Here is a 22,807-nt window from a genome sequence, read left to right on the forward strand (position 1 = left end):
GGTGGCGCCCTGGGTGAGGACGAGGATGCGGGTGGAGTCGAGGGTGGTGTCGGCGAGGAGTTCCTGGAGGGTGGCCAGGGTGCCCTGAACCGCCGCATGTACATCGGTGAGGTCGTCTGACAGGGCTATGAACGACGGCAGTTGGGCGCCGTCACCCAGGGCGGTCCGCAGTTCGGCGATGTCGGCGTACGTATCGCCGGAGACGGCCGCGGCCAGGCCGTGCGGGTCCGAGCCGAGTACGGCCCAGAGCCCGGCCGTGCTCTCCACGGCCGCCTGCGGCAGGGGCTTCCAGCCCAGCCGGTGCAGCCCGGAGTGCCGGCCCGCGCTCGTGGCCGCGCGGAGGTCGCCCGCCGGGCGCAGGGTGATGGAGTCGATCGTGATGACGGGCTGTCCGTCGGGGTCGGTGGCCGTCAGCGAGGCGCTGTTGGCATCGGTGGGAATCACGTGCACCCGCAGGGCGGTCGCCCCCGTGGCGTGCAGGGTGACCCCGTCGAAGGAGAACGGGATGGCCAGCTCGGTGCCGTCACCGAGCAGCATGGCGTGCAGGGCCGCGTCGAGGAGCGCCGGGTGGATGGCGAAGGCGGTGGCGTCGGCGTGCTGCTCCTCGGGGAGCGAGACCTCCGCGAACCGCTCCTCGCCCGACTGCCAGACCCGGCCGAGGCCCTGGAAGACCGGCCCGTACTCGTACCCGCGGTCGGCGAGCCGGTCGTAGGTGTCCTCGCGGGTGACGGACCGCGCGCCCTGCGGCGGCCAGATCCGCGCGGCGGCGGGCACCGGGTGCTCGCCGGTGGCCAGCAGGCCGGAGGCGTGCCGGGTCCACTCCTCCTCCGCCGCGCCCTCGGGGCGCGAGTGGACGGTGACGGAGCGGGTGCCCGACTCCTCGGCGGGGCCGAGGGCGACCTGGAGGTGGATGCCGCCTTCCTCGGGGACGAGCAGCGGTGCCTCCAGGACGAGTTCCCGGAGCTGGTCGTAGCCGAAGCGGTCGCCCGCGGAGACGGCCATGTCGACGAGGGCGGTGCCGGGCAGCAGGACCGTACCGACGACCGCGTGGTCGACGACCCACGGGTGGGTGCGACGGGAGACGCGGCCCGTGAACAGCACGCCCTCGCGGTCGGCGAGGCTGGTCATCGCGCCGAGCAGCGGGTGCTCCGCGGAGGCGAGGCCGAGGCCCGCCGGGTCCTCCGCCGTGGCCGGGGTGTCGAGCCAGAACCGGCTCCGCTGGAAGGCGTACGTCGGCACCTGGACCCGCCGGGCGCCCGTGGCGTCGAACACGGCGGACCAGTCGACGCGGACGCCGTGGCAGTGGGCCTCGCCGAGCGCGAGCAGCAGCCGCGCGGCCTCGTTCTCGTCGCGGCGCAGGGTGCCCAGGGCGGTGCCCCGCGCGCCGGCCTCGTCGAGGGCCGCCTGTACGCCGATGGTGAGTACCGGGTGCGGGCTGACCTCGATGAAAGTGTGGTGGCCGGCGGCGAGCAGCTCGCCGACCGCCTGCTCGAACTGCACCGTCTCGCGCAGGTTCTGGTACCAGTACCCGGCGCCCATCAGGCCGGTGTCGGCCATCAGCGCGCCGGTCAGCGAGGAGTAGACCGGGACCTGGCCGGGGCGGGCCTCGATCCCGTCGAGGATCCGCGCCAACTCGCCTTCGAGTTCCTCGACATGGGCCGAGTGGGAGGCGTAGTCCACGTCGACGAGACGGGCCCGCGCCCCCTCCTCCTTGGCCTGGGCGAGGAACTCGGCGAGGGCCTCCGGATCGCCGGAGACCACCGTCTGGGAGGGGCCGTTGACCGCGGCGACCGAGATCCGGCCCTCCCAGGCACCGATCCGCTCCCGTACCCACGCGGCGGGCTGGGCCACGGACATCATGCCGCCCCGGCCCGACAGCACGGTCAGCGCGCGGCTGCGCAGCGCCACCACCTGGGCCGCGTCCTCGACGCTGAGCACGCCCGCCACGCAGGCCGCGGCGATCTCGCCCTGCGAGTGGCCGACGACCGCGGCCGGTTCGACGCCCAGCGAGCGCCAGACCTCGGCCAGGGACACCATCACGGACCACAGCACGGGCTGGACGACGTCCACCCGCTCGAAGCCCGGAGCGCCCTCGACGCCGCGTACGACGTCGAGGAGCGACCAGTCCACCAGCGGCTCCAGGGCCGCCGCGCACTCGGCCATCCGGCTGGCGAACACCGGGGAGGACTCCAGCAGGCCGGCCGCCATGCCCACCCACTGCGCGCCCTGACCGGGGAAGACGAACACGGGACGGGCCGCGGGCCGGCTCTGCCCGGTGACCAGGCCGCGGTCCGTGGCGCCGTCGGCCAGGGCCCGCAGGCCCTGCTCCAGGCCGGCGAGGTCCTCGGCGACCACGGTGGCCCGCCGGTCGAAGTGGGCGCGGCCGACGGCGAGGGAGCAGCCGATGTCCACGAGGCGGTCGCCCGGGTGGTCCCGGAGGTGGTCGAGCAGCTTGCCGGCCTGGGCCCGCAGCGCCTGGTCGCTCTTGGCGGAGAGGAGGAAGGGGACGGGCGCGGGCGCCTGCGCCCCGGCCGGCTCGGGCGTGGCGGGCCCGGCCACGGCGGGCGCGGGCTCGGCGGCCTGCTCCAGGACGAGGTGGGCGTTGGTGCCGCTGACACCGAAGGAGGAGACGCCGGCCCGGCGGGGCCGGTCGGTCTCCGGCCACGGGGTGGCCTCGGTGAGCAGCGAGACCGCGCCGCCGGCCCAGTCCACGTGCGAGGTCGGGGCGTCGACGTGCAGGGTGCGCGGCAGCAGGCCGTTGCGGATCGCCATGACCATCTTGATGACGCCGCCCGCGCCGGCGGCGGCCTGGGTGTGCCCGATGTTCGACTTGAGGGAGCCGAGGAACAGCGGGCGGTCGGCCGCGCGGCCCTGACCGTAGGTGGCGAGCAGGGCCTGCGCCTCGATGGGGTCGCCGAGCCGGGTGCCCGTACCGTGCGCCTCGACGGCGTCGACGTCGGCGGCCGACAGCCCGGACGCGGCGAGGGCCTCGCGGATCACCCGTTCCTGCGAAGGGCCGTTGGGGGCGCTGAGCCCGTTGCTCGCGCCGTCCTGGTTGACGGCCGATCCCCGGATGACCGCGAGGACCTCGTGGCCGTTGCGGCGGGCGTCGGAGAGCCGCTCCAGAAGCAGCATGCCGACGCCCTCGCCCCAGCCGGTGCCGTCCGCCGCCTCCGCGAAGGACTTGCAGCGCCCGTCGACGGACAGGCCGCGCTGGCGGCTGAACTCCACGAACATGCCGGGGGTCGCCATCACCGTCACACCGCCGGCCAGGGCCAGTTCGCACTCGCCGGCCCGCAGCGCCTGCGCCGCCATGTGCAGGGCCACCAGCGAGGCCGAGCACGCGGTGTCGACGGTGACGGCGGGACCCTCCAGGCCCAGGGTGTAGGAGGCGCGGCCGGTGACCACGCTCGTGTAGGTGCCGGTCAGCAGGTACCCGCCGACGCCCTCGCCCGCCTCGTGCAGGCGCGGGCCGTAGTCCTGCGCCATGGCGCCGACGTACACGCCGGTGCCGCTGCCGCGCAGCGCGGCGGGGTCGATCCCGGCCCGCTCCACGGCCTCCCACACGGTCTCCAGCACCATGCGCTGCTGCGGGTCCATGGCGGTGGCCTCACGCGGGCTGATCCCGAAGAACTCGGCGTCGAACTGGTCGACGTCGTGCAGGAACCCGCCCTGCCGGGTGTACGAGCGGCCCGCGCGGTCGGGGTCGCCGTCGAAGAGGGTCTCCAGCGCCCAGCCGCGGTTGCCGGGGAACTCGGTGACGGCGTCCCGCTCCTCCACGAGCAGCCGCCACAGGTCCTCCGGGGAGGCCACGCCGCCCGGGAAGCGGCAGGCCATGGAGACGATGGCGATGGGCTCGTCGGAGCCGTGAACCCGGCGCGCGACCGCGCGGGACACGGGCTGGTGCGCGGAGACGACGCCCGAGAGCTCGGCGAGCCGCGCGACCAGCTTCTCGGGCGTGGGCCGGTCGAAGAGGAGGGTGGTCGGCAGCTTCAGCCCGGTGGCGGCGGCGAGGCGGTTGCGCAGTTCCACGGCGGTCGCCGAGTCGAAGCCGAGTTCCTGGAAGGAGCGGGTGGGGTCGATGTCCCCGCCCTTGCCCCGGCCGAGGACGAGGGCCACCTCGGAGCGCACCAGACCCATCAGGAACCTGGCCGACCGCTCGGGGTCCCCGCCGGTTCCGAAGGGGTCGGCGGCCGGCACCCCGGGGGCGCCGCGCCGGAAGGGGTACGTGGGCAGGGCGACGACCGCGGCGTCCGCCGGGAAGACGGGGCTCCAGTCCACGGGGGCGCCGTGCGCGTACGCCTGCGCCACGGAGGACAGGAAGCGGTGCGGCCCGTCCGCGCCGCGGCGCAGCGAACCGACGACGAGCGCCGTGGAGTCGGTGGTCTCCAGGATCTGCTCGACGGGCAGGGTCATCACCGGGTGGGGGCTGATCTCGACGAAGAGGTCATGGTCGGTGAGGCAGCGGATCGAGCTCTCGAACAGCACGGGCTCGCGCAGGCTGCGGAACCAGTACGAGGCGTCCAGGGAGCGCGTGTCGAGCAGGGTGCCGGTCAGCGCGGAGTAGAAGGGGATGTTCCCCTTCCGGGGTCGCAGGGGGGCGAGGACGGTGAGCAGCTCCTCGTGGATCTCGTCCATGTGCGCGCAGTGCGGCGCGTAGTCGATGGCGACCCGCCGGGCCCGCACCCCTTGCGCGGTGAACTCCTCCTGGAGGCGCTCGATGGCGTCGATGTCGCCGGCGACGGCGATGGACCGCGGCCCGTTGACGCCCGCGACGGCCAGCTTCCCGCCCCACGGCGCCAGGCGCGCCCGCACCTCGTCCAGGGGCAGCAGCACCGAGAGCATGGAGCCCCGGCCCGCGAGCCGGGCCTGCGCCTTGCCCCACAGCGCGGCGGCGCGGGCGCCGTCCTCCAGGGGCAGCCCGCCCGCGACGACGGCCGCGGCGAGCTCGCCGATGCTGTGCCCGACGACCGCGGCGGGCTCGATGCCGAAGGAGCGCCACAGGGCGGCGAGGCCGAGCGCGGTCGCGAACAGGGCGGGCTGGATGACGTCGATGCGGTCCAGCGCGGGCGCGCCGGGCACCTCGCGCAGGACGTCCTCCAGCGACCAGTCGACGTACGGGGCGAGCGCCTCGGCGGTGGCCCGGATGACGGCGAGGAATACGTCCGAGGTGTCGAGGAGGTCGGCGGTCATACCGGGCCACTGCGAACCGTGGCCGGGGAAGACGAAGACGGCGCGCTCGCGCGCCGTGGCCGTGCCGCTCACGCGGCCGGAGCCGCGGCGGCCCTCGGCGAGCGCCGCCAGTTCCCCGGCGAACTCCGCCTCGGTGCCGGCCAGCAGGACCGAGCGGTGGGCGAACGCGGTGCGCGAGACGGCCAGAGAGCGGCCGATGTCGGCGATGCCGGGGTGTGCGGTGGCCGCGGTGCCCGTGGCGCCCTCGACGCCCGTGGCGCCCTCGACGCCCGTGGCGCTCGCGGTGAGGTGGGCCAGGAGGCGTCCGGCCTGCGCGCGTTCGGCGGCAGCGTCGGCTCCGGAGAGGACCCACGGCAGGGTGCCGCCCCGGAAGGCGGCCCGGCCGGTGGACGGCTCAGGCTCGGTACGGGGCGCCCCGGCGACCTCAACCGACCAGGCCGTGCCGTCGGCGTCGACGGCGGAGACGGCCACCGGCTGCCCGGAGGCCGTAGGGGAGGCGGGGGAGCGAAGGGCCTCGACCAGCCCGGCGGTGCCGGTGGTACGCGTGAGCCCGCCCTCGGTCGGCCCGGCGGCCGGCCCGGTGCCGTGCAGGACCCCGCGCACGCGGTCGCCGTCGGCCAGGGCCCGCGCCAGGGGCTTGAGTACGAGAACGGCCCCGCCCGCGGGTTCGGCGTCGAGACCGCCCGCGAGCGCGATCCCGCACTCGCCGGCGCGCAGGCTCTCGCACGCCAGGTGCACCGCCCTCAGCGTGGACGGGGCGCCGCCGGTCACGGTCCGGCCCGGTCCGCTCAGACCGAGTACGGCGCGGACGCCCTCGGCGCGGTCCGCGTCCGGGGCGCGGTCCACGCCGGAATCCGCGGCCCGGTCGTGGCCGGGCGCGCCGAGGAAGACGCCCGTGCGGGCGCCGCGCAGGGAGCCCGGCACGATGCCGGCCTCCTCCAGCGCCTCCCAGCTCAGTTCCAGCAGGAGCCGCTGCCCCGGGTCCATCGACGCGGCCGCGTCCGGCGCGATGCCGAAGACGTCCGCGTCGAAGCCCTCGGAGTCGCCGGAGTGCGCGCCCGGAAGGCGACAGGACAGCCCGATGACGGCAACGGGCTCCCCGGCATTCCCGGCGTCCCCGACGGGCTCGGCATCGCGGCGGGTGGTCTCGACAGACATGCGGATCCTCACTCCAAGTCCAAAGGTGTTCCAGGGAGCAGCACTTGAGGGGGGACGCCCGGAACACCGGGGAGGCGACCCGCCTGTACGACCGGCCTGCGCGGAGCGGCTACCACTCCACCCGCAGCCGGGACAGCCCGCGCGTGCCGAGGCCGTCCTTCCAGAGCACGGCGTCGGGGCCGGGAGCCAGGCGGAGGGTGGGGAACCTCCGCACCAGGCGCTCCAGGACGATCTGCAGCTGGAGCCTGGCCAGCGGCGCGCCGAGACAGCGGTGCACCCCGTGACCGAACGTCAGGTGCGCGGCGTCGTGCCCCTGCGGATCCATCAGCTCGGGCTCCGCGAACGTCTTGCCGTCACGGTTCCCGTGCAGCAGGGAGACGATGACACCCTCCCCGGCCTGGACCGTGACGCTGCCGAGCGGTACCGGCTCCACCGCGACGCGCGGGAAGCTGATGGGGGTGGAGGGGGTCAGCCGCAGCAGCTCCTCGACCGTGGGGGCCAGCCGTTCGGGCTGCTCGCACAGCTCCCCGTACGCGGCGGGGTCGCGGAGCAGGGCGTGTGCCGAGGTGCCGATCTGCCCGACGACGGTCTCGTAACCGGCCATCAGGAGGGTCAGTCCCATGGTGAGCAGCTCGCCCATGGACAGGTCGCCCTGCTCGTGCGCGCCGATCATGGAGGTGAGCAGGTCGTCCTCCGGACGGCGGCGCTTGCGGTCGATCAAGTCGGCCATGTAGTCGATGAGTTCGAGCCGACGGCGGGCCTTCTCCTGCGGAGTGCTGGCGGAGATGTCGAAGAGCACCTCGACCCAGTCGCGGAACCGGGAGCTGTCCTCGGGCGGAACGCCCAGCAGTGAGCACAGGACGGCCAGCGGCAGGGGCGCCGCGAGCGCCTCGATCAGGTCGGTGCCCGGGCCCGACGCGGCCATGGCGTCGAGGTACCGGTCGGCGAGCTCCTCGACGGCCGGGGCCATCGCGCTGGTCCGGCCGGTGGTGAACGCCCGGGTGACGACGCGCCGCAGCCTGGAGTGGTCGGCTCCGTCCATGCTCATCATCGAATTCGGCACGGGCTGGGCGTCGTTGAGCTTCGGGGCGTGCGGTGCGACGGCCTCGGCGCGGCTGAACCGCTTGTCCGTCAGGACCTTGCGGGCCAGTGCGTAGTCGCACACCAGCCACATCTTGTCCCCGGCGGGCGTGAAGAACGGGACGACGTCGATGCCGTCCGGGACCTGCCCCTCCCCGGCCATGTACTGCCCCAGGAACTCCGGAAGCGGGCCCAGCGGGCCGGCGCTGCGGTGCTTCATGCGTGTCCTCCCCGTTGTGTTCGGCGGTCAGGTGATCGGAAGCCGGTGCCCGGCCCCGCGCTGCGTCATTTCCGATCCTCCTGCTCCTGCTGAATTGACTGGACGAGCTGAATGGGGGAGGCGCGGTGCGGGCGCGTGGAGAGAAGGACAAAGACCGCCCGCTTTTACCTCTGGTGCCTCGCGAACAAGCCGAGCCGGCGGCGATGGGAATTCCGGGGTGCCGCAGCGGAGAAACTCTGGCCGAGAATGAACATACCCGCCGCCGGGGAGGCGGAGAACAGAAAGCCGCCGACAACGGCCGGCGGCTGTTCAATTGTTCGACGAGCTCCGTGACGCTGTCCCGTCGACGGGACGGCCCGCAGGGTCCGCGCCGGCGGGACGAGCCGGTGTCCGGCCGCTTTGGCCTGCCTTTAGCACGGGCTGGGAGCCTCCACACCTGTTCTGTGGACCCTTCACATGGAGGCATGATGGCGATTCAGGCCGGAGACATCGAGGGCTCGGGAATCGGGCAGATCCGTACGAGCCCCGACCTGGCGCCGAGACAGCGGCGGGCCATGGGTGAGGATCCGCGTCGTGGCCAGGTGCTGACCACGAAGGTGGGCCTGCAGATGCCGGCGGGGATGTCCTTCGACGACTGGGAGAAGGCCGGCCGGCAGCTCTCCGGAATCGTCGATTCCTCCTCGTGGTGGCTGGGCGACTGGCTCGTATACGGCAAGGACCACTACACCGACCGCTACCAGCGCGGCATCCGGGCCGCCGGGCTGCAGTACCAGACCCTGCGCAACTACGCCTGGGTCTCCCGCCGGTTCGACTTCAGCCGGCGGCGGAGCGCCCTCAGCTTCCAGCACCACGCGGAACTCGCCTCCCTGCCGCACGACCAGCAGGAGGCCTGGCTGGACCGGGCCGAGCAGCGGAAGTGGACCACCAAGCAGCTGCGCAGCGCCATCCGCGCCGCGCGCGAGGACGAGGCGCAGGTCAGGATGCCCGCCGAGCCGACGCGGCGGCTTGAGGTGCCCGGCAGTCGGCTCCAGTGGTGGCACAAGGCCGCGGAGCAGGCGGGCGTCGACTTCGAGCGCTGGGTGCTGGTGACCCTGGACAGCGCGGCCAAGGAGGCCCTGGAGGCCCTGGAGGAGCTCGAGAAGCAGGAGGACGACCATGGGCCCGCGGAGCGCGAAGGGACGGCGGAGCCCGGCGGACCGGCGCAGTCCCATCGGCCGGCCATCACCGCCTGACCACTTCGGCGGTGCGCGTCACAGGGCCCGCACTCCCTCAGGAGTGTGGGCCCTGAAGGCGGGGGCCGGCCTGGCCGGTCAGGGCAGCTGGCGCATCAGGTCGGCCGTGTCGCGCTGCCGGGTGCATGGGCTGTGCGTGAACGAGTCCAGTACGCGGCCGCGGACCTCGGAGGGCTGTTCCTGGCTGAGTTTGAACATGCCCTCGGCCCCCGAGACGACGACCCGGAAGGCGCCGACGGCGGGCACGATCTGCCGGAAGTAGCCGATGGAACCGGACATGTCCCAGCCGGTGCCGAACTTCGACTCCTCGAAGGCGCGCACGGTCGACTGCACGACTCCCATCGTCTCCTCGATCGAGTCGATCTTCTCCACCACACCGCGCACGTGCACCGAGGTGAAATTCCAGGTCGGGGCGGCCGGCGACTTCTCGTACACCGTCGGCGACACATAGGAGTGCGGACCGGTGAAGGTCAGCAGGACGAGGCTTCCGGATTCCAGCGCCGCCCAGTGCGGATTGGCCCTGTTCATGTGCCCGAGCAGAATGCCCCCGGACAGGTCGTCCGACCATTCCTCATTCGCCTGCGGGTCCGCGATGACCGGCAGGTGCGTGGCGAAGGGGCCGTCTTCCGGCGTCCCGTTGGTCACCGCCATGGCCAGTGGATTGTCTCGTATCAGATCGGTCATCCACGAACCGTCCGGTTCGCGATAGTTACTCGGGACGAACATCCGGAATTCAGCCTTTCGGTCGGCGCAATGCGCGAGGACATGGAAATTCGGACCGACCATACCGCTGTCCTGTCGGCCGGACAGGGGCATTCGGTATTCGGCCCGCACCGGGGCCGCCGGGATCGTCTTCTTGGCGTCTTCAGGTTGGCGTCGGGACGTTCTCCGGCGCAATACTGAACAGAGGTCTCCCGGATCACCGGTCGAGATTCCAAAGACGCTAGCGGGAGAATTGTCTATGGGTACAACGGGTACGCATAACCACGAGATATACGACGTGGTCGGCATCGGCTTCGGCCCGTCGAACCTGTCGCTCGCGATCGCTCTGGAAGAGCACCGGGCCAATGTTCCGGAGCATCCGGTCAAGGCCGCGTTCTTCGAGCGGCAGGCCGCCTTCGGCTGGCACCGCAACATGCTGCTGCCGTCGACGACGATGCAGATCTCGTTCCTGAAGGACCTGGCCACCTTCCGCAATCCGGTGTCCCGGTTCAGCTTCGTGTCGTATCTGCATGCCGCGGGCCGACTGGTTCAGTTCGTGAACAACCAGGACTTCTTCCCGACCCGGCAGGAATTCCACCAGTACCTGGAATGGGCCGCGTCGGGCCTTTCCGACCGTGTCTCCTACGGGTCCGAGGTCACCGCGATCCGGCCCGCGCAGGACACCGGGTCCGGGGCCCCCGAGCACCTGCGGCTCGAGGTCCGCGACGCGGCCGGCGGCGTCCGCCACGTCCGCGCGCGCAACGTGACCATCTCGACGGGCCTCGTGCCGCGCATGCCGGCCGGGATCGCGCGCGACGAGCGGGTGTGGCACAGCTCCGAGTTCCTGGAGAAGTTCCACGGCCTCGACCCCGAGGGGCTGAGGAGCGTGGCGGTCGTCGGCGCCGGCCAGAGCGCGGCCGAGATCACCAGGTTCCTGTACGACAAGCTGCCGCACGCGCGCGTCTCGGCGGTCATCCCGTCCTACGGGTACTCCGTCGCGGACGACACGCCCTTCGCCAACCAGGTGTTCGACCCGGCCGCGGTCGACGAGTACTACTTCGGCACCGACCAGGCGCGGGAGGCCTTCTGGCACTACCACCGGAACACGAACTACTCGGTGGTCGACGACGAGGTGATCCGCGACCTGCACCAGCGTTCGTACGAGGAGGAGGTGCGCGGCAGCAAGCGGCTGCACTTCCTCAACCTCACCCGGGTCGCGGAGGTCACCCGGGCCGGCAGTGACACGCGGATCACCCTGAACTCGCTGCTCGACAGCGAGCCCCAGGAGCTGCACGTGGACGCGCTCGTCTTCGCCACCGGCTACGAGGGCATGGACCCGGCCCGCCTGCTCGGCGACTTCGACCGCCACTTCCTGCGGGACGTGAGCGGCCGCCACCGGGTGGAGCGCGACTACCGGCTGGTCACCGCGACCGGTCCGTCCTGCGGGATCTACCTCCAGGGCGGCACCGAGCACACCCACGGGCTGTCCTCGTCCCTGCTGTCGAACATCGCGGTGCGCAGCGGCGAGATCGCCGACTCCATCGTGCTGCGGCGGGCCGAACAGGAGCAGGCCGTGGCCCGTTCCGTCGAGGTCGCGGGCGCGGCCGGCCGGGCCTGACCCCGCGTTCCTCCCCACCACGCCGAAGGGTGGGCCCCGGTGCTGTTCGTGCAGCACCGGGGCCCACCCTTCGTCCGTCTTCGGCCATTCCGTGGAATGCCGCATTCACCTCACGCGACGTTGACGGAAACCGAATCCGCGGCCATCGCGTCGCGCAGGCTCTTCGGGCGCAGATCGGTCCAGTTCGCCTCGACGTGCTCCAGGCACTGCTGGCGGCTTTCCTCACCGAATACGATGCGCCAGCCGGCCGGGATCTCGGCGAACGAAGGCCACAGCGAGTGCTGCTCCTCGTCGTTGGCCAAGACGTAGAACCGGCCGTCGGCGTCGTCGAACGGGTTGCTGCTCATGAATGCACTCCAATTCAAGCCGTTCACGGTCCGTTTCCCGGCCGGGAGACGGACCGTCATCCGTTAGTGGGGATGGAGTTGGCGAGACCGCCATGCCCGATCATGGCACCTTTCGGGCGCCCCGTGGAGACCGGTGTGCCCATGGAGCGCTCCACCGGCCGTCGACGCTCTTCCCCCGCTGTCCTGTTGACGGGACAGCGGTAACACACTGCCCTGAATCACCGCCGTTCTGCACCGAGTTCCCCGGAATGGGCTTCCGGTGGACCATTCCACCGCGCGATGCTGGGCCGGTGACCGCGGCCCCGACCCGCGGGAATTCACGTGTTCCGGGAGCCCTGAGTCCTCCACAGAAGGAGTTGTGCCGATGAGCGTCACCAACGCGGCCGGCGTTCTCTTCACCCTGCGCGCGAGGTTCTCATGACGACCCGTCCGCATCCCGCCCTGGCCAAGGCGCAGTCCGTGGGCGATGCGCTGCCCTGGCTGACCAGCCGTCAGGACCGGACCGTCGTCATCAAGTTGGGCGGGCACGCCATGGTCGACGAGGCGCTGACCGCCGCCTTCGCCCGCGACGTGGTCTTCCTGCGCTACGCCGGACTGAAGCCCGTGGTCGTCCACGGAGGCGGTCCGCAGATCGGCGCCGAACTCGAACGGCGCGGCCTGGCGAGCGAGTTCAAGGCGGGGCTCAGGGTCACCTCCACGCCCGCCATGAACGTGGTCCGGATGGTGCTCGCGGGACAGGTGCAGCGCGAACTGGTCGGACTGATCAACGCGTACGGCCCGCTCGCCGTCGGCATCACCGGCGAGGACGCGGACACCCTCACCGCGACCCGGCACGTGCCGTGGATCGACGGGGAGCCGGTGGACATCGGCAGGGTCGGCGACATCTCCCGCGTGGACACCGGAGCCATCGAGGCGCTGCTGGCGGACGGCCGCATTCCGGTGGTCTCGCCGGTCGCGCGCAGCGCGGAGGACGGGCACGTCTACAACGTCAACGCCGACACCGCGGCCGCGGCGCTCGCCACCGCGCTGGGCGCGCAGGAGCTGATCATGCTCACCGACGTCGAGGGTCTGTACGCGGGCTGGCCGCTCAGCGACGAGGTCATCGACCGGCTCACCGCCCGCGAACTGGAGAAGCTGCTGCCGGAACTCGCCGACGGCATGGTCCCCAAGATGACCGGCTGCCTGCACGCGGTGCGGGGCGGCGTCGAGATGGCGCGGGTGATCGACGGGCGGGTCCCGCACGCGGTCCTGCTGGAGATGTTCGCGGACGAAGGGGTCGGCACGGTGATCGTGCCGGACCTGGACGAGGCGGAGGTGCCGCTGTGAACCGCGCGATGGCGCCATCGTGGCGCCACGCAGGCCGGCCCGGTGCCGCCGTTGCCGACAGGAGGGGCTGATGAGCATCGGCCGGAACTCGATGGCTCGTACAGCCGGGCCCGCAGCGGGTTTTGAGGATGGCTCCGGCCGTCGCGGCCCAGGCGGGCGCGGTGCGCAGGGTCACGCTGGAGGTTCCTCAGCCCGACCGCACGGGCGCCGCCTTTCGGCCAGAACGCCGTTCTGGCTCAGATGTGGCGCGACAGTGGCGCCATCTGTGTGCCATGATGGCGTCATCGACCCGACGTCGTAGGAAGCGTGCCGCTGAGGCCCCGCCTTCTCCGCCTTCTCCGCCCTCTTCGCCTGCTCCGCACGGCCGGTCCGTCCCGGGCCGCCGAGCAGGCCTGCGGCCGGCCGGCCGTACCGACAGGCCGTCCGTCCGTCCCCGCCGGAACCACCCGCCGCCGCTCGCGGTACCGATCCAAACAGGAGTTCTTTTCGCTATGGCCACCTTCCTTTACAAAGTGGGCCGATTCGCCTTCAGGCGACGAGGCCTGGTGACACTGCTGTGGCTCGCCGTCGTCGTCGGGGCCGGTTTCGCGGCCTCCGTCGCTCCGCCGCCGCCCACCGATACGTTCTCGATGCCGGGTACGGAGTCGCAGAAGGCCTTCGACCTGCTGAAGGAGAAGTTCCCGGCCATGAGCGTGGACGGCGCGACCGCCCGCGTGGTGGTCCGTGCCCCCGCCGGCGAGAAGCTCACCGATCCGGCCCAGAAGGCCAAGGTCGAGAGCCTGGTCGGCGCGCTCGCCAAGGCGCCCGACGTCGTCTCGGCCTCCGACCCCTTCAAGACCAACACCGTCAGCCAGGACGGCACCACGGCCTACGCCGTGGCGACGTACGGCGTCACGGCCCTCAAGGTGACCGACGAGGCGCACGACGGCCTCGACAAGGCACTTGAGGACTCCCGGGCCACCGGCCTGACCGTCGAGGCCGGCGGTGACGCCGTCAAGGTGGACGGAGCCCCGGGCGGTGGTGCGGAGGGCATCGGCATCCTGGTCTCGGCGATCGTCCTGGTCCTCACCTTCGGCTCGATGATCGCGGCGGGCATGCCCCTGCTCACGGCCATCTTCGGCGTCGCCATCGGCGGTGCGGCCATCACCGCGCTCGGTAGCACCTTCGGCCTCTCCAGCACCACGTCCACCCTCGCGCTGATGATCGGTCTGGCCGTCGGCATCGACTACGCCCTGTTCATCGTCTCCCGCTACCGCTCCGAGATGGCCGAGGGCCGCGAGCGCCAGGACGCGGCGGGACGGGCCGTCGGCACGGCCGGCTCGGCCGTCGTCTTCGCCGGTCTCACCGTCATCGTCGCCCTCGCGGGCCTCAGCGTGGTGAACATCCCGATGCTCACCAAGATGGGCCTCGCCGCCGCCGGCACCGTCGCCGTCGCCGTACTGATCGCCACCACCTTCGTCCCGGCGCTCCTCGGCTTCGCGCCGATCAAGGTCATGCCCCGCAAGGAGCGCAGGAAGTACTACGGCAAGCCGCTCTCCGAGCGTCAGCAGCGCAAGGCCGACAAGCGCGCCGGCCGCCAGAAGCCGAACCTGGGCACCCGCTGGGCGCGGTTCGTCGTACGCCGTCCCCTGGTCGTCCTCCTCTTCGGTGTCGTGGGCCTCGGTGCCATCGCCGTGCCCGCCGCCAGCCTGCAGCTCGGCCTGCCGGGCGAGGGCACCATGGCGCCGGACACCACCCAGCGCAAGGCGTACGACATGCTGTCCGAGTCCTTCGGGGCCGGCTTCAACGGACCGCTGATGGTCACCGTCCAGGCCAAGGACGCGGCGACCGCCGCCGCGGGTGTGGGCAAGGAGCTCGGCACCGTCGAGGGCGTCGCCACGGTGACCCCCGCGACGCCCAACGACAAGGGCGACACCGCGGTCCTCACCGTCATCCCGAAGACCGGTCCCACCGAGACCGAGACCGAGGAACTGGTCGCGCACATCCGGGACATCGCCGGCACCCTCGGGGCCGCCAACGGCGGCGCCGAGATCCTGGTGACCGGTCAGACCGCCCTGTTCATCGACTTCTCCCAGACCCTCGACGACGCGATGCTGCCCTACCTGGGCCTGGTCGTCGGCCTCGCCTTCCTGCTGCTGGTGCTCGTCTTCCGGTCGCTGCTCGTCCCGCTCAAGGCGGCGCTCGGCTTCCTGCTCTCCGTGAGCGCGGCCCTCGGCGCGGTCGTGGCCGTCTTCCAGTGGGGCTGGCTCGGTGACTTCTTCGGAGTCGAGCAGCCCGGCCCGATCATGAGCACCCTGCCGATCTTCATGATCGGTGTGGTCTTCGGTCTCGCGATGGACTACGAGGTCTTCCTCGTGACCCGCATGCGGGAGGCCTACGTCCACGGGGCGCAGCCCTCCGAGGCCGTGGTCACCGGATTCCGCTACGGCGGGCGGGTGGTCGGCGCCGCCGCGATCATCATGGTCAGCGTCTTCTCCGGCTTCATCATGGAGGACAACGTCTTCGTCAAGATGGTCGGCTTCAGCCTCGCCATCGCCGTCCTCTTCGACGCCTTCGTCGTCCGCATGGCCCTCGTGCCCGCCCTGTTCGCCCTGCTCGGCAGGTCGGCCTGGTGGCTGCCCCGCTGGCTCGACCGGCTGCTGCCGAACATGGACGTCGAGGGCGAGAAGCTGAACCACGTGCTCGACGCCCCGATCCCGGCCCAGCAGCGCCGGGAGCAGGAGGCCCACCTCCCCGGCTGATGACCGGCTGACTAACCCCCGTACGCCGACGGCCCCCAGAGCCGTCGGCGTACGGGCGTTCGCGCCTCCGCCGGCCCCGCTGAGACGAGTCAGGCCGTCGGGAGGGCGATCAGCCGCTTCTGCTCGCGGAGGTAGAGCTGCTTGCCGTCCGGATCCGGCGTCAGGGCGTAGGCGCTCGTCTTGTAGTGCCAGACCGCGCTCTGGGTGCGGATGCGGACGGCCCGCAGGCCCGCCGCGTCCATGCTGTAGATGTGGCTCGGGGTGACTACAGGGGCGATGTCGCGATTCGGCTTCGTGCCCTCCGGCAGGACGTCCGTCCACTGCAACGTGCCGAAGACGGCGCTGATGGCGACGATGCCGCGCGTGCCCTCCACGGCGTAGACGATCCCGTCGCGGACGGCCGGCATGCCGTACCGGCGCCGGGCGCCCACCTCGCCCGCATCGCGGTCCGCGCCGAAGACCCAGGCGGACCCGCCGTCGGTGAGCCGCAGCGCGTGCACCCTCTTGGCGCCGACGTACACGCGGTCGTCATCCGTGGCCAGCCGGCCCGGCGTGGCGCCGGGTGCTTCCAGCGACACGTTCCAGCGCTCGGCGCCGCTGCCGGCGTCGTGCACGGACACCCGCAAGGCGCCGCTTGTCTCGGCGTGCTGCCACAGCAGTACGCCGCCGCGTACGGCCTTGACGCCGACGGGGGTCGGGCGCCCCAACTGCACCTGCTCCTCGGTGGGTGCCTCCGTCGGCTGCCGCCACAGTTCCTTGCCGGTCTTCAGGCTCGCGGCCACCACGGACCACTGGTCGCTCCCGGCCGCCTTGGTGTAGAGGAACACGGTGTCGCCGGCCACACCGAGGATCTGGTTGAGCGTGTTCGTGCCGTCGTACGCGGGAAGTCGGACGAGCGGCGCCTGCTCCTTGTCGTTCTCCAGGGACAGGGGTACCACCGCGAGGGCCTTGTCCGCGGCGTCCGGCTTCCTGACCGCGTAAAGGGACTTGCCGTCGGTGGCGACGCGCCAGACGTGCGCGAACCCCTGGATGTTCCTCACGTGCTTGCCGTCCTGCCGGAAGACCCCGCTGGTCGTGTTTCCGGTGGCCATGACGAGCATGCCGTTCACCGGCAGAGGGGCGCTGTCCGCCAAGGGGCGCTCCAGGTCGGCCTGCCACAGCGCGTCCGGCGGCGGTTCCAGCGTGGGCTGCCCGGCGTCCGCGGCCCCGCCCCCGTCTTCACCGCGGTTGCCGAGCCACGCCCACATCCCGCCCCCCGCCGCGAGCGCGACGGCGCCGGCCGCGGCCCCGGAGACCGCGAACAGCCTGCGGCGTGACATGCCGGCGCCGTCGGCGACGACGGTGTCCGCCTCCCCGAGGGGCGCAGGCAGCCGGAGCGGCGGCTCCTGCCACACCGCCGCGCTGCGCCGGGCGATGTCCGCGAGCACCGGCTGCGGCAGCCCGTCCGCGAACGGGGCGCCGCCGGGCGTGAGCAGGTCCGCCAGCTCGGCCGTCGTGGACCGCTGGGCCGGGTCCTTGGCCAGGCAGCGGGCGAGCACCGCCGCCAGCGCCGCCGGTACGCCGCCCAGGTCGGGCTCCGCGTACCGCACCCGGTACAGCAGGTCCGCGGCCTGCCCGCCGCCGAAGGGGCCGTGCCCGGACGCGGCGAACACCAGGACGCCGGCCAGCGCGAACACATCGCCGGCCGGGGAGTGTTCGAGGCCGCCGGCCTGCTCGGGCGACATGTAGGCGGGGGTACCCGCCGCGGCCCCGGTGCGGGTCAGCCGCTCGTCGCCGAGGGCGCGCGCGATGCCGAAGTCGATGACCTTGGGCCCGGCCGCCGTGACCATGATGTTGGACGGCTTGAGGTCACGGTGCACCACGTCCGAGCGGTGCAACTGCCCGAGCGCCAGGGCCAGATCCGCGCCCAGCGAGCGGACGCACGGCTCGGGCAGCGGACCGCAGAGCCGGACCGCCTCGTCGAGCTGGGGCCCGATGACGTACTCGGTGGCCAGCCAGGGCGTCGCCGCCAGCGCGTCGGAGGCGAAGACGCGCGCTCCGTACCGGTCGCCGATGACCCGGGCGGCGTCCGCCTCCAGCCGGAACCGGGTACGGAAGGTGGTGTCGGCGGCGATCCGGGCGTGCACGGTCTTCAGCGCGACCGTCCGCCCGGCCGCCGAACGGGCCAGGTAGACCGTGCCCATGCCGCCGCTGCCGAGCCGGGCGAGCAGCCGGAAATCGCCGAGGTGCTGCGGATCGTCGTGCGTGAGCGGTGCGAGCGGGGCGCGGTTGGCGCGGGGTGCCGGGACGGGCATCGGGTCAGTGCACCTTCTGGGCAGTGGCGAACGGCTGTTGCGGGGTCGGGAGTTCCGCGGCGAGCAGCGCGGCCGACTGGGCGGCGAGCGCGGCGACGATCCGGCTCGGCAGCGGTACGGCTCCATGGTCGAGGACCGTCCCGGCCTGCGCGCACGGGCCCTCGGACGGGGCGGGGCCCGCCCCGGGGGACACGAGTTCGCCCAGCACGTCCTGCGCGGACTGCGGCCGGACCGCCGGGTCGGACGACAGGCAGGATCCGACCAGCGTCCGCAGACCCGGCGGCAGTTCGCTCTGCTCGGGCACGGTGTGGCCGGTCGAGGCGTACGCCAGGACGGCACCCAGCGCGAAGACGTCCCCGAGCGGCCGCGGGCGGCCCCCCGACGCCTGCTCCACGGCCAGGCAGCCCGGATCGAGCCCGGGCAGCCCCGTCCGATGCGTCCCGTCGGGAGCCGCGGCCCGTACGGCGCCGAAGCAGGTCAGCAGCGGTCCGCCCGCGGTGACCAGGACGGCGGCCGGTGACAGCCCGGCGTGCGCCACCCCCTGGGCGTGCGCGGCGGTCAGCCCCTCGGCGAGTGCGGCGCCGAGCCTGCGGACGGTGTCCTCGGGCAGCGGCCCGCCGTACGCGGCGAGGACGGCCGGCAGCGGCAGCGCGGGCGTGTACGGGGCCGCGTACCAGGGGAAGCCGGCCGTGCCGCCCACCTCCGCGATGCGGAGGAACCGGGGCACGGACAGCCGCCGGGCGCCCTCGGCCTCGATCGCCCACCGGGACGGATCGGCGCCGACCCGGGGCACGCAGACGAGGACGGTGCGCTCCCCGTCGGCGGTGCGCCCCAGGTAACGGCGTTCGGCAACGGTGCGCTCGGTGGACTCGGAGTCGAGCCGGGCCAGGATCACGTACGGCCCCACGTGCGACGGGTCGTCGTGACGAAGGCGTTCCATGTGCGCTCTCCCGGGTCGGTTGATCGGCCCCGAGCCTAAGCGGTCCCTGCCGGAGCGGCTGAACCGGGCGGGAACCGCGTGCGGGCGAACGGGCCGGGAGCGCGCCTCACTTCTCGACGGTGGGCATGGCCGTGAGCCTCCCGTCGTTGACGAGGAAGACGCGGTTGCCCGCGCCGGACATGCCCCAGGGCCCCCGCGATTGGGCCGACCAGGTCCAGTACCGCTTGCCGCTCACGATGGAGTGGGCCGAGACGCCCTGCCCGTCTCCCTGGACGACCCAGACCGTACCGGCCTGCACGACCGGAGGAGTGTGCGGCGGCGGACCCTTCGCGCCGCGGTCCATCTGACGTGCCCCGCCGAGCTCGGTGAACACCTGGCACAGCGTCGTACCGTCCATCGCGAACACCATGTCGCCCCACGAGACCGCGGGGCCCCAGCCGCCGGCCCCCGGCTGCGGGGCTTCGCCGGCCTTGGTCTCCTTGTCCTTCCACACCGCGACACCCGTCCTGATGTCCAGGGCCGTCAGGCTCCGACCGCCGAGGTAGACGACGTCTTCCACGACGAGCGGCTGCAGGGCGGACCTCGCCTGGTTGCCGACCCGCCAGACCGTTGCTCCGGAAGCGGTGTCGACGGCGATGACATCGCCGTCGGCGCCGAAGACGACGAGCCGGCCGGTTCCGACCGCGGCCCGCGGCCCGGGTGCCTTCACGGCTGCCTCGGGAAGCGGCACCGTCCAGCGGACCTTGCGCCCGGCGGTGTCCACGGCGCGCAGCTTCCCGCCGCGCGTCACCAGGTAGACCGCCGACTCGTCCGCGGTCAGGATGCGACCGGTGTCGGCGTCCCCCACCGACCACTCCTGCCTGCTGGTGGAGGCCTCGAAGCCGAGCAGTGCCCCACCGGAGCCCGCGGTCGCGAACCGGTTGCCGGGCAGTGCGACGAGCCCGGCGGCCGGCCGGACGTCGGGCAGCCGCCACTTCTCCTTGCCGTCGGTCGTCAGACGCGCCGCGAGGCCGCCGCCCGCGGCCGCGAAGACGACCACGTCGAGTACCGGCAGCGGGGTGGTGACCACGCCGTCGACCGGTCCCGCCGCCACGGGCAGCGGACCCCACAGCTCGCCCGGAGGCGTCCCGTGCTTCCCGGCGAGAATCGACAGCGGCTCGGCGTCCCTGGCCGGTCCGGCCGCGGGGATCTTGCGCGGCTCCTCGCGCAGCATCCACCAGGCGCCCGTGGCCCCGCCGGAGGCGGCCAGTACGCCCCCCGCCGCCAGCGCGGTGCGCAGCAGCCGCCTGCGGGACGGCCCGGTCCCGGACCCCTGCCCGACGACCGTGGCCTGCCGGTCGGCCTCGGCTCCCCGGCGCTCGATGTCCTGGGCCAGGGCTCCGGTGCGCCAGACCCGGTCCGCTCCCGGCGGCGGGGCGAAGGCGCCCGCGATCTGCTCGGGGGCCGGGCGGTGCGCGGGGTCCTTGGCGAGGCAGGGCGCGATCAGCTGCCGCAACCCGGGCGGTACGGAGTCCAGTCGCGGCTCTCCGTGCACCACCTCGTACTGCACGGCGGCCACATGGCTCCCGTCGAAGGGGCGCTGCCCGGTGGCCGCGTACGCCAGCACCGCGCCCAGCGAGAAGACGTCGGCGGCCGGTCCGACGCGCTGACCGAGCACCTGCTCCGGAGCGCCGTACCCGGGGGTGACCGGAACCTGGCCCGTGGTGGTGAGCGTCAGCCCGTGCTCGGGGCGGGCGATGCCGAAGTCGATGACGCGCGGGCCGGCCGAGGTGAGCACGATGTTGGCCGGCTTCAGGTCGCGGTGCACCAGCCCGGCCGCGTGGATGTCCCGCAGGGTGGCGGCGAGCGAGGCGGCGAGGGCGCGCACGCCGTCGGGGTCGAAGGGCCCGTACTGGCGGACGGCGTCGTCGAGGGTGGGCCCGGACAGGAACTCGGTCGCGATCCAGGGCCGGCTGTCGGTCTCCTCGATTTGCGCGTTCAGCACGCGGGCGACGCCGCCGCTGGTGACCGCCCGGGCGGTGTGCGCCTCGCGCAGGAACCGCCGGGCGAGGTGCGGGTCGTGCGCGAGCTCCGGCAGCAGCACCTTGACGGCCGCCGTGCCCCCGCCGTCGTCCCGGCCGAAGTAGACCTTGCCCATGCCGCCCTCGCCGAGTACGCCGAGGACGCGGTACGGGCCGAGCCGGATCGGATCACCGGCGCCGAGGGGTTTCATGGCGTACTGCTTCCTGTCGTTCACGGGTGTCAGCGGAAGTCGACGGGCAGGCCGTTCGGTTCCTTGATGCGCTTCATGATGATCTGCGAGTTGACCTCCGTGATACCGGAGAGGGCCGTCAGCTTCTCGATCCACAGCCGCTCGTACGCGCGCAGGTCCGCGACGGCGATGCGCAGCAGGCAGCCGGGGCTGCCGAAGAGGCGGTAGGCCTCGATGACGTCGGGAATGTCCTGGAGGGCCGCCTCGAAGGCCTCGACCGCCTCGCGGTCGCGGCGCACCTCGATCGAGACGAGCACCTCGAAGCCTCGGCCCACCGCCTCGGGGGAGATCACGGCGCGGTAGCCCTGGATCACCCCGTCCTGTTCCAGCTGGCGCACCCGACGCATGCAGGGGGAGGGGGTCAGACCCACGCGCTGGGCGAGCTCCTGGTTGCTGAGGCGGCCGTCGGCCTGGAGCTCGCGCAAGATATCCCTGTCAATCGCATCCATGACGCAATTATCACCCACGCTGTGTCACAGGCCCGGTGGAAGACGCAATCACATTGCGCGTAGACCGCTCTATCATTGCTGCTTTGAGCACATATGTGCGAGTGACCATGAGTGAGTACGAGAAGGGCGGCCACGGCCAATGGGACGGATCGTCGTCATCAGCACCGGCGGAACGATAGCCAGCCGCTGGCAGGGCTCCGGCTTCGCCGCGGACGCCGACGGGAGCGAGGTCATCGCGACCGCGCCGCTGCCCGAGGGCGTCACGGTCGAGGTCGTGGACCTGTTCAGCGTGAACAGCCCCCGGCTCACCACCGCCCACCAGCTCACCCTGCTGCGCACCGTGCACGAGGTGCTCGCCGATCCCGACGTGGACGGCATCGTCGTCACGCACGGCACCGACACCCTGGAGGAGTCGGCGTTCCTCGTCGACCTCCACCACCACGACCCGCGCTCCGTCGTGTTCACCGGATCGCAGCGGCCCATGGGCACCGCCGACGGGGACGGGCCGGGCAACCTCTACGACGCCCTGCTCACCGCCGCGAACACCCGCGGCCTCGGCGTGCTGATCGCCTTCGCCGGGCGGGTCCACGCCGCGCGGGGCACGGTGAAGACCCAGGCCGTGGAGCTGGACGCGTTCGCGGATCCCTCGAAGGAACTGCTCGGGAAGATCGGCTTCGGCAAGGTCACCATCCTGCGCACCCCGCAGCGCCCGGCCCCGCTCCCGCTCCCGGCGATGCCGGAACTCCCGCCGCGCGTGGACGTCGTGGTCCACCACGCCGACGGTGACCCGCTCCTGCTGAACGCCGCCGTCGAGGCGGGCGCGCGCGGCATCGTCCTCGTCGGCACCGGCGCGGGCAACGCCACCCCGGAGATCGTGACCGCGGTCGAGGCCGCCGTCGCGCGCGGGGTGCTGGTCGCGCTGAGCACGCGGGTCATGGCCGGGCCGGTCACCGAGATCTACACGCACGGCGGCGCGGTGGACCTGGTGGCCGCCGGAGCCGTCCCGACGGGCACCCTGCGCGCCGGCCAGGCCCGCATCGCGGTCCTCTCCGCCCTCCTCGCCACCGACAACCCGGTGGAACAGACCCGCATCCTGCGCCTCACCCTCAACGCGGCAAGCCCGATCCTGGCCGAGGTCTAACCCACCTCAAACGCCGGAGGGGCTGACATCGCGCTCCGCGCAATGTCAGCCCCTCCGGCACTTGCGGGATGACGCCGGGCACATCCGGCCCCGACGGCGTTTGAGGCGCGGGGGG

13 protein-coding genes are annotated in these 22,807 nt (G+C 72.8%); 5 read left to right on the top strand and 8 right to left on the bottom strand.

What is annotated here, in order from left to right; genetic code table 11:
- A partial coding sequence (locus tag IF88_RS0136235) for a type I polyketide synthase (RefSeq protein WP_037808356.1) occupies positions 1-6,351 on the bottom strand: 6,351 nt, incomplete at its 3' end.
- A 109-nt stretch (positions 6,352-6,460) separates the two neighbouring features.
- A complete protein-coding gene (locus IF88_RS0136240; RefSeq protein WP_030722736.1) occupies positions 6,461-7,651 on the bottom strand; it encodes a cytochrome P450 in 1,191 nt (396 codons plus the stop codon).
- A gap of 464 nt (positions 7,652-8,115) precedes the next feature.
- On the opposite strand from IF88_RS0136240, the gene IF88_RS41460 reads away from it, so the two are divergent.
- The gene (locus IF88_RS41460) at positions 8,116-8,883 is read left to right on the top strand and encodes an LmbU family transcriptional regulator (protein WP_199808196.1); all 768 of its coding nucleotides are present in this window, start codon (positions 8,116-8,118) and stop codon (positions 8,881-8,883) included.
- A 78-nt stretch (positions 8,884-8,961) separates the two neighbouring features.
- Here the strand turns inward: IF88_RS41460 and IF88_RS0136250 are convergent, their stop codons facing one another.
- Complete coding sequence (locus tag IF88_RS0136250; protein WP_324617232.1) at positions 8,962-9,669, bottom strand: FMN-binding negative transcriptional regulator; 708 nt, start codon at positions 9,667-9,669, stop codon at positions 8,962-8,964.
- Positions 9,670-9,844: 175 nt separating this feature from the next.
- On the opposite strand from IF88_RS0136250, the gene IF88_RS0136255 reads away from it, so the two are divergent.
- Complete coding sequence (locus IF88_RS0136255; RefSeq protein ID WP_030722745.1) at positions 9,845-11,203, top strand: lysine N(6)-hydroxylase/L-ornithine N(5)-oxygenase family protein; 1,359 nt, start codon at positions 9,845-9,847, stop codon at positions 11,201-11,203.
- A gap of 110 nt (positions 11,204-11,313) precedes the next feature.
- On the opposite strand, the gene IF88_RS0136260 is transcribed toward IF88_RS0136255, so the two are convergent.
- Positions 11,314-11,550, bottom strand: a complete 237-nt coding sequence (locus tag IF88_RS0136260) for an MbtH family protein (RefSeq protein ID WP_030722748.1) — start codon at positions 11,548-11,550, stop codon at positions 11,314-11,316.
- Positions 11,551-11,967: 417 nt separating this feature from the next.
- On the opposite strand from IF88_RS0136260, the gene argB reads away from it, so the two are divergent.
- Both argB and IF88_RS0136270 read left to right on the top strand, forming a co-directional pair.
- A complete protein-coding gene (argB, locus tag IF88_RS0136265; protein ID WP_030722751.1) occupies positions 11,968-12,876 on the top strand; it encodes an acetylglutamate kinase in 909 nt (302 codons plus the stop codon).
- Between the two features lie 491 nt (positions 12,877-13,367).
- A complete protein-coding gene (locus IF88_RS0136270; protein ID WP_030722754.1) occupies positions 13,368-15,617 on the top strand; it encodes an MMPL family transporter in 2,250 nt (749 codons plus the stop codon).
- A gap of 89 nt (positions 15,618-15,706) precedes the next feature.
- Here IF88_RS0136270 and IF88_RS0136275 read toward each other — a convergent pair whose 3' ends face one another.
- The 4 genes from IF88_RS0136275 to IF88_RS0136290 all read right to left on the bottom strand — a co-directional run bounded on the left by IF88_RS0136275 (position 15,707) and on the right by IF88_RS0136290 (position 21,551).
- Positions 15,707-17,911, bottom strand: a complete 2,205-nt coding sequence (locus tag IF88_RS0136275) for a protein kinase domain-containing protein (RefSeq protein WP_051838183.1) — start codon at positions 17,909-17,911, stop codon at positions 15,707-15,709.
- 4 nt (positions 17,912-17,915) lie between these two features.
- Complete coding sequence (locus IF88_RS0136280) at positions 17,916-18,851, bottom strand: serine/threonine protein kinase (RefSeq protein ID WP_030722760.1); 936 nt, start codon at positions 18,849-18,851, stop codon at positions 17,916-17,918.
- Positions 18,852-18,957: 106 nt separating this feature from the next.
- Positions 18,958-21,087: a serine/threonine-protein kinase gene (locus IF88_RS0136285; RefSeq protein WP_324617231.1), complete on the bottom strand. Its 2,130-nt coding sequence runs from the start codon at positions 21,085-21,087 to the stop codon at positions 18,958-18,960.
- Between the two features lie 5 nt (positions 21,088-21,092).
- On the bottom strand, positions 21,093-21,551 hold the full coding sequence (locus IF88_RS0136290; RefSeq protein ID WP_030722766.1) for an Lrp/AsnC family transcriptional regulator: 459 nt from the start codon (positions 21,549-21,551) through the stop codon (positions 21,093-21,095).
- A gap of 139 nt (positions 21,552-21,690) precedes the next feature.
- Here IF88_RS0136290 and IF88_RS0136295 point away from each other — a divergent pair, with 139 nt between their 5' ends.
- Positions 21,691-22,692, top strand: coding sequence for an asparaginase (locus tag IF88_RS0136295; RefSeq protein ID WP_030722769.1), 1,002 nt, complete (start codon positions 21,691-21,693; stop codon positions 22,690-22,692).
- Positions 22,693-22,807: the final 115 nt, after the last annotated feature.

Origin of the sequence: Streptomyces sp. NRRL F-2580 (assembly GCF_000720115.1) — a bacterium.
Taxonomy (GTDB): Bacteria; Actinomycetota; Actinomycetes; order Streptomycetales; family Streptomycetaceae; genus Streptomyces.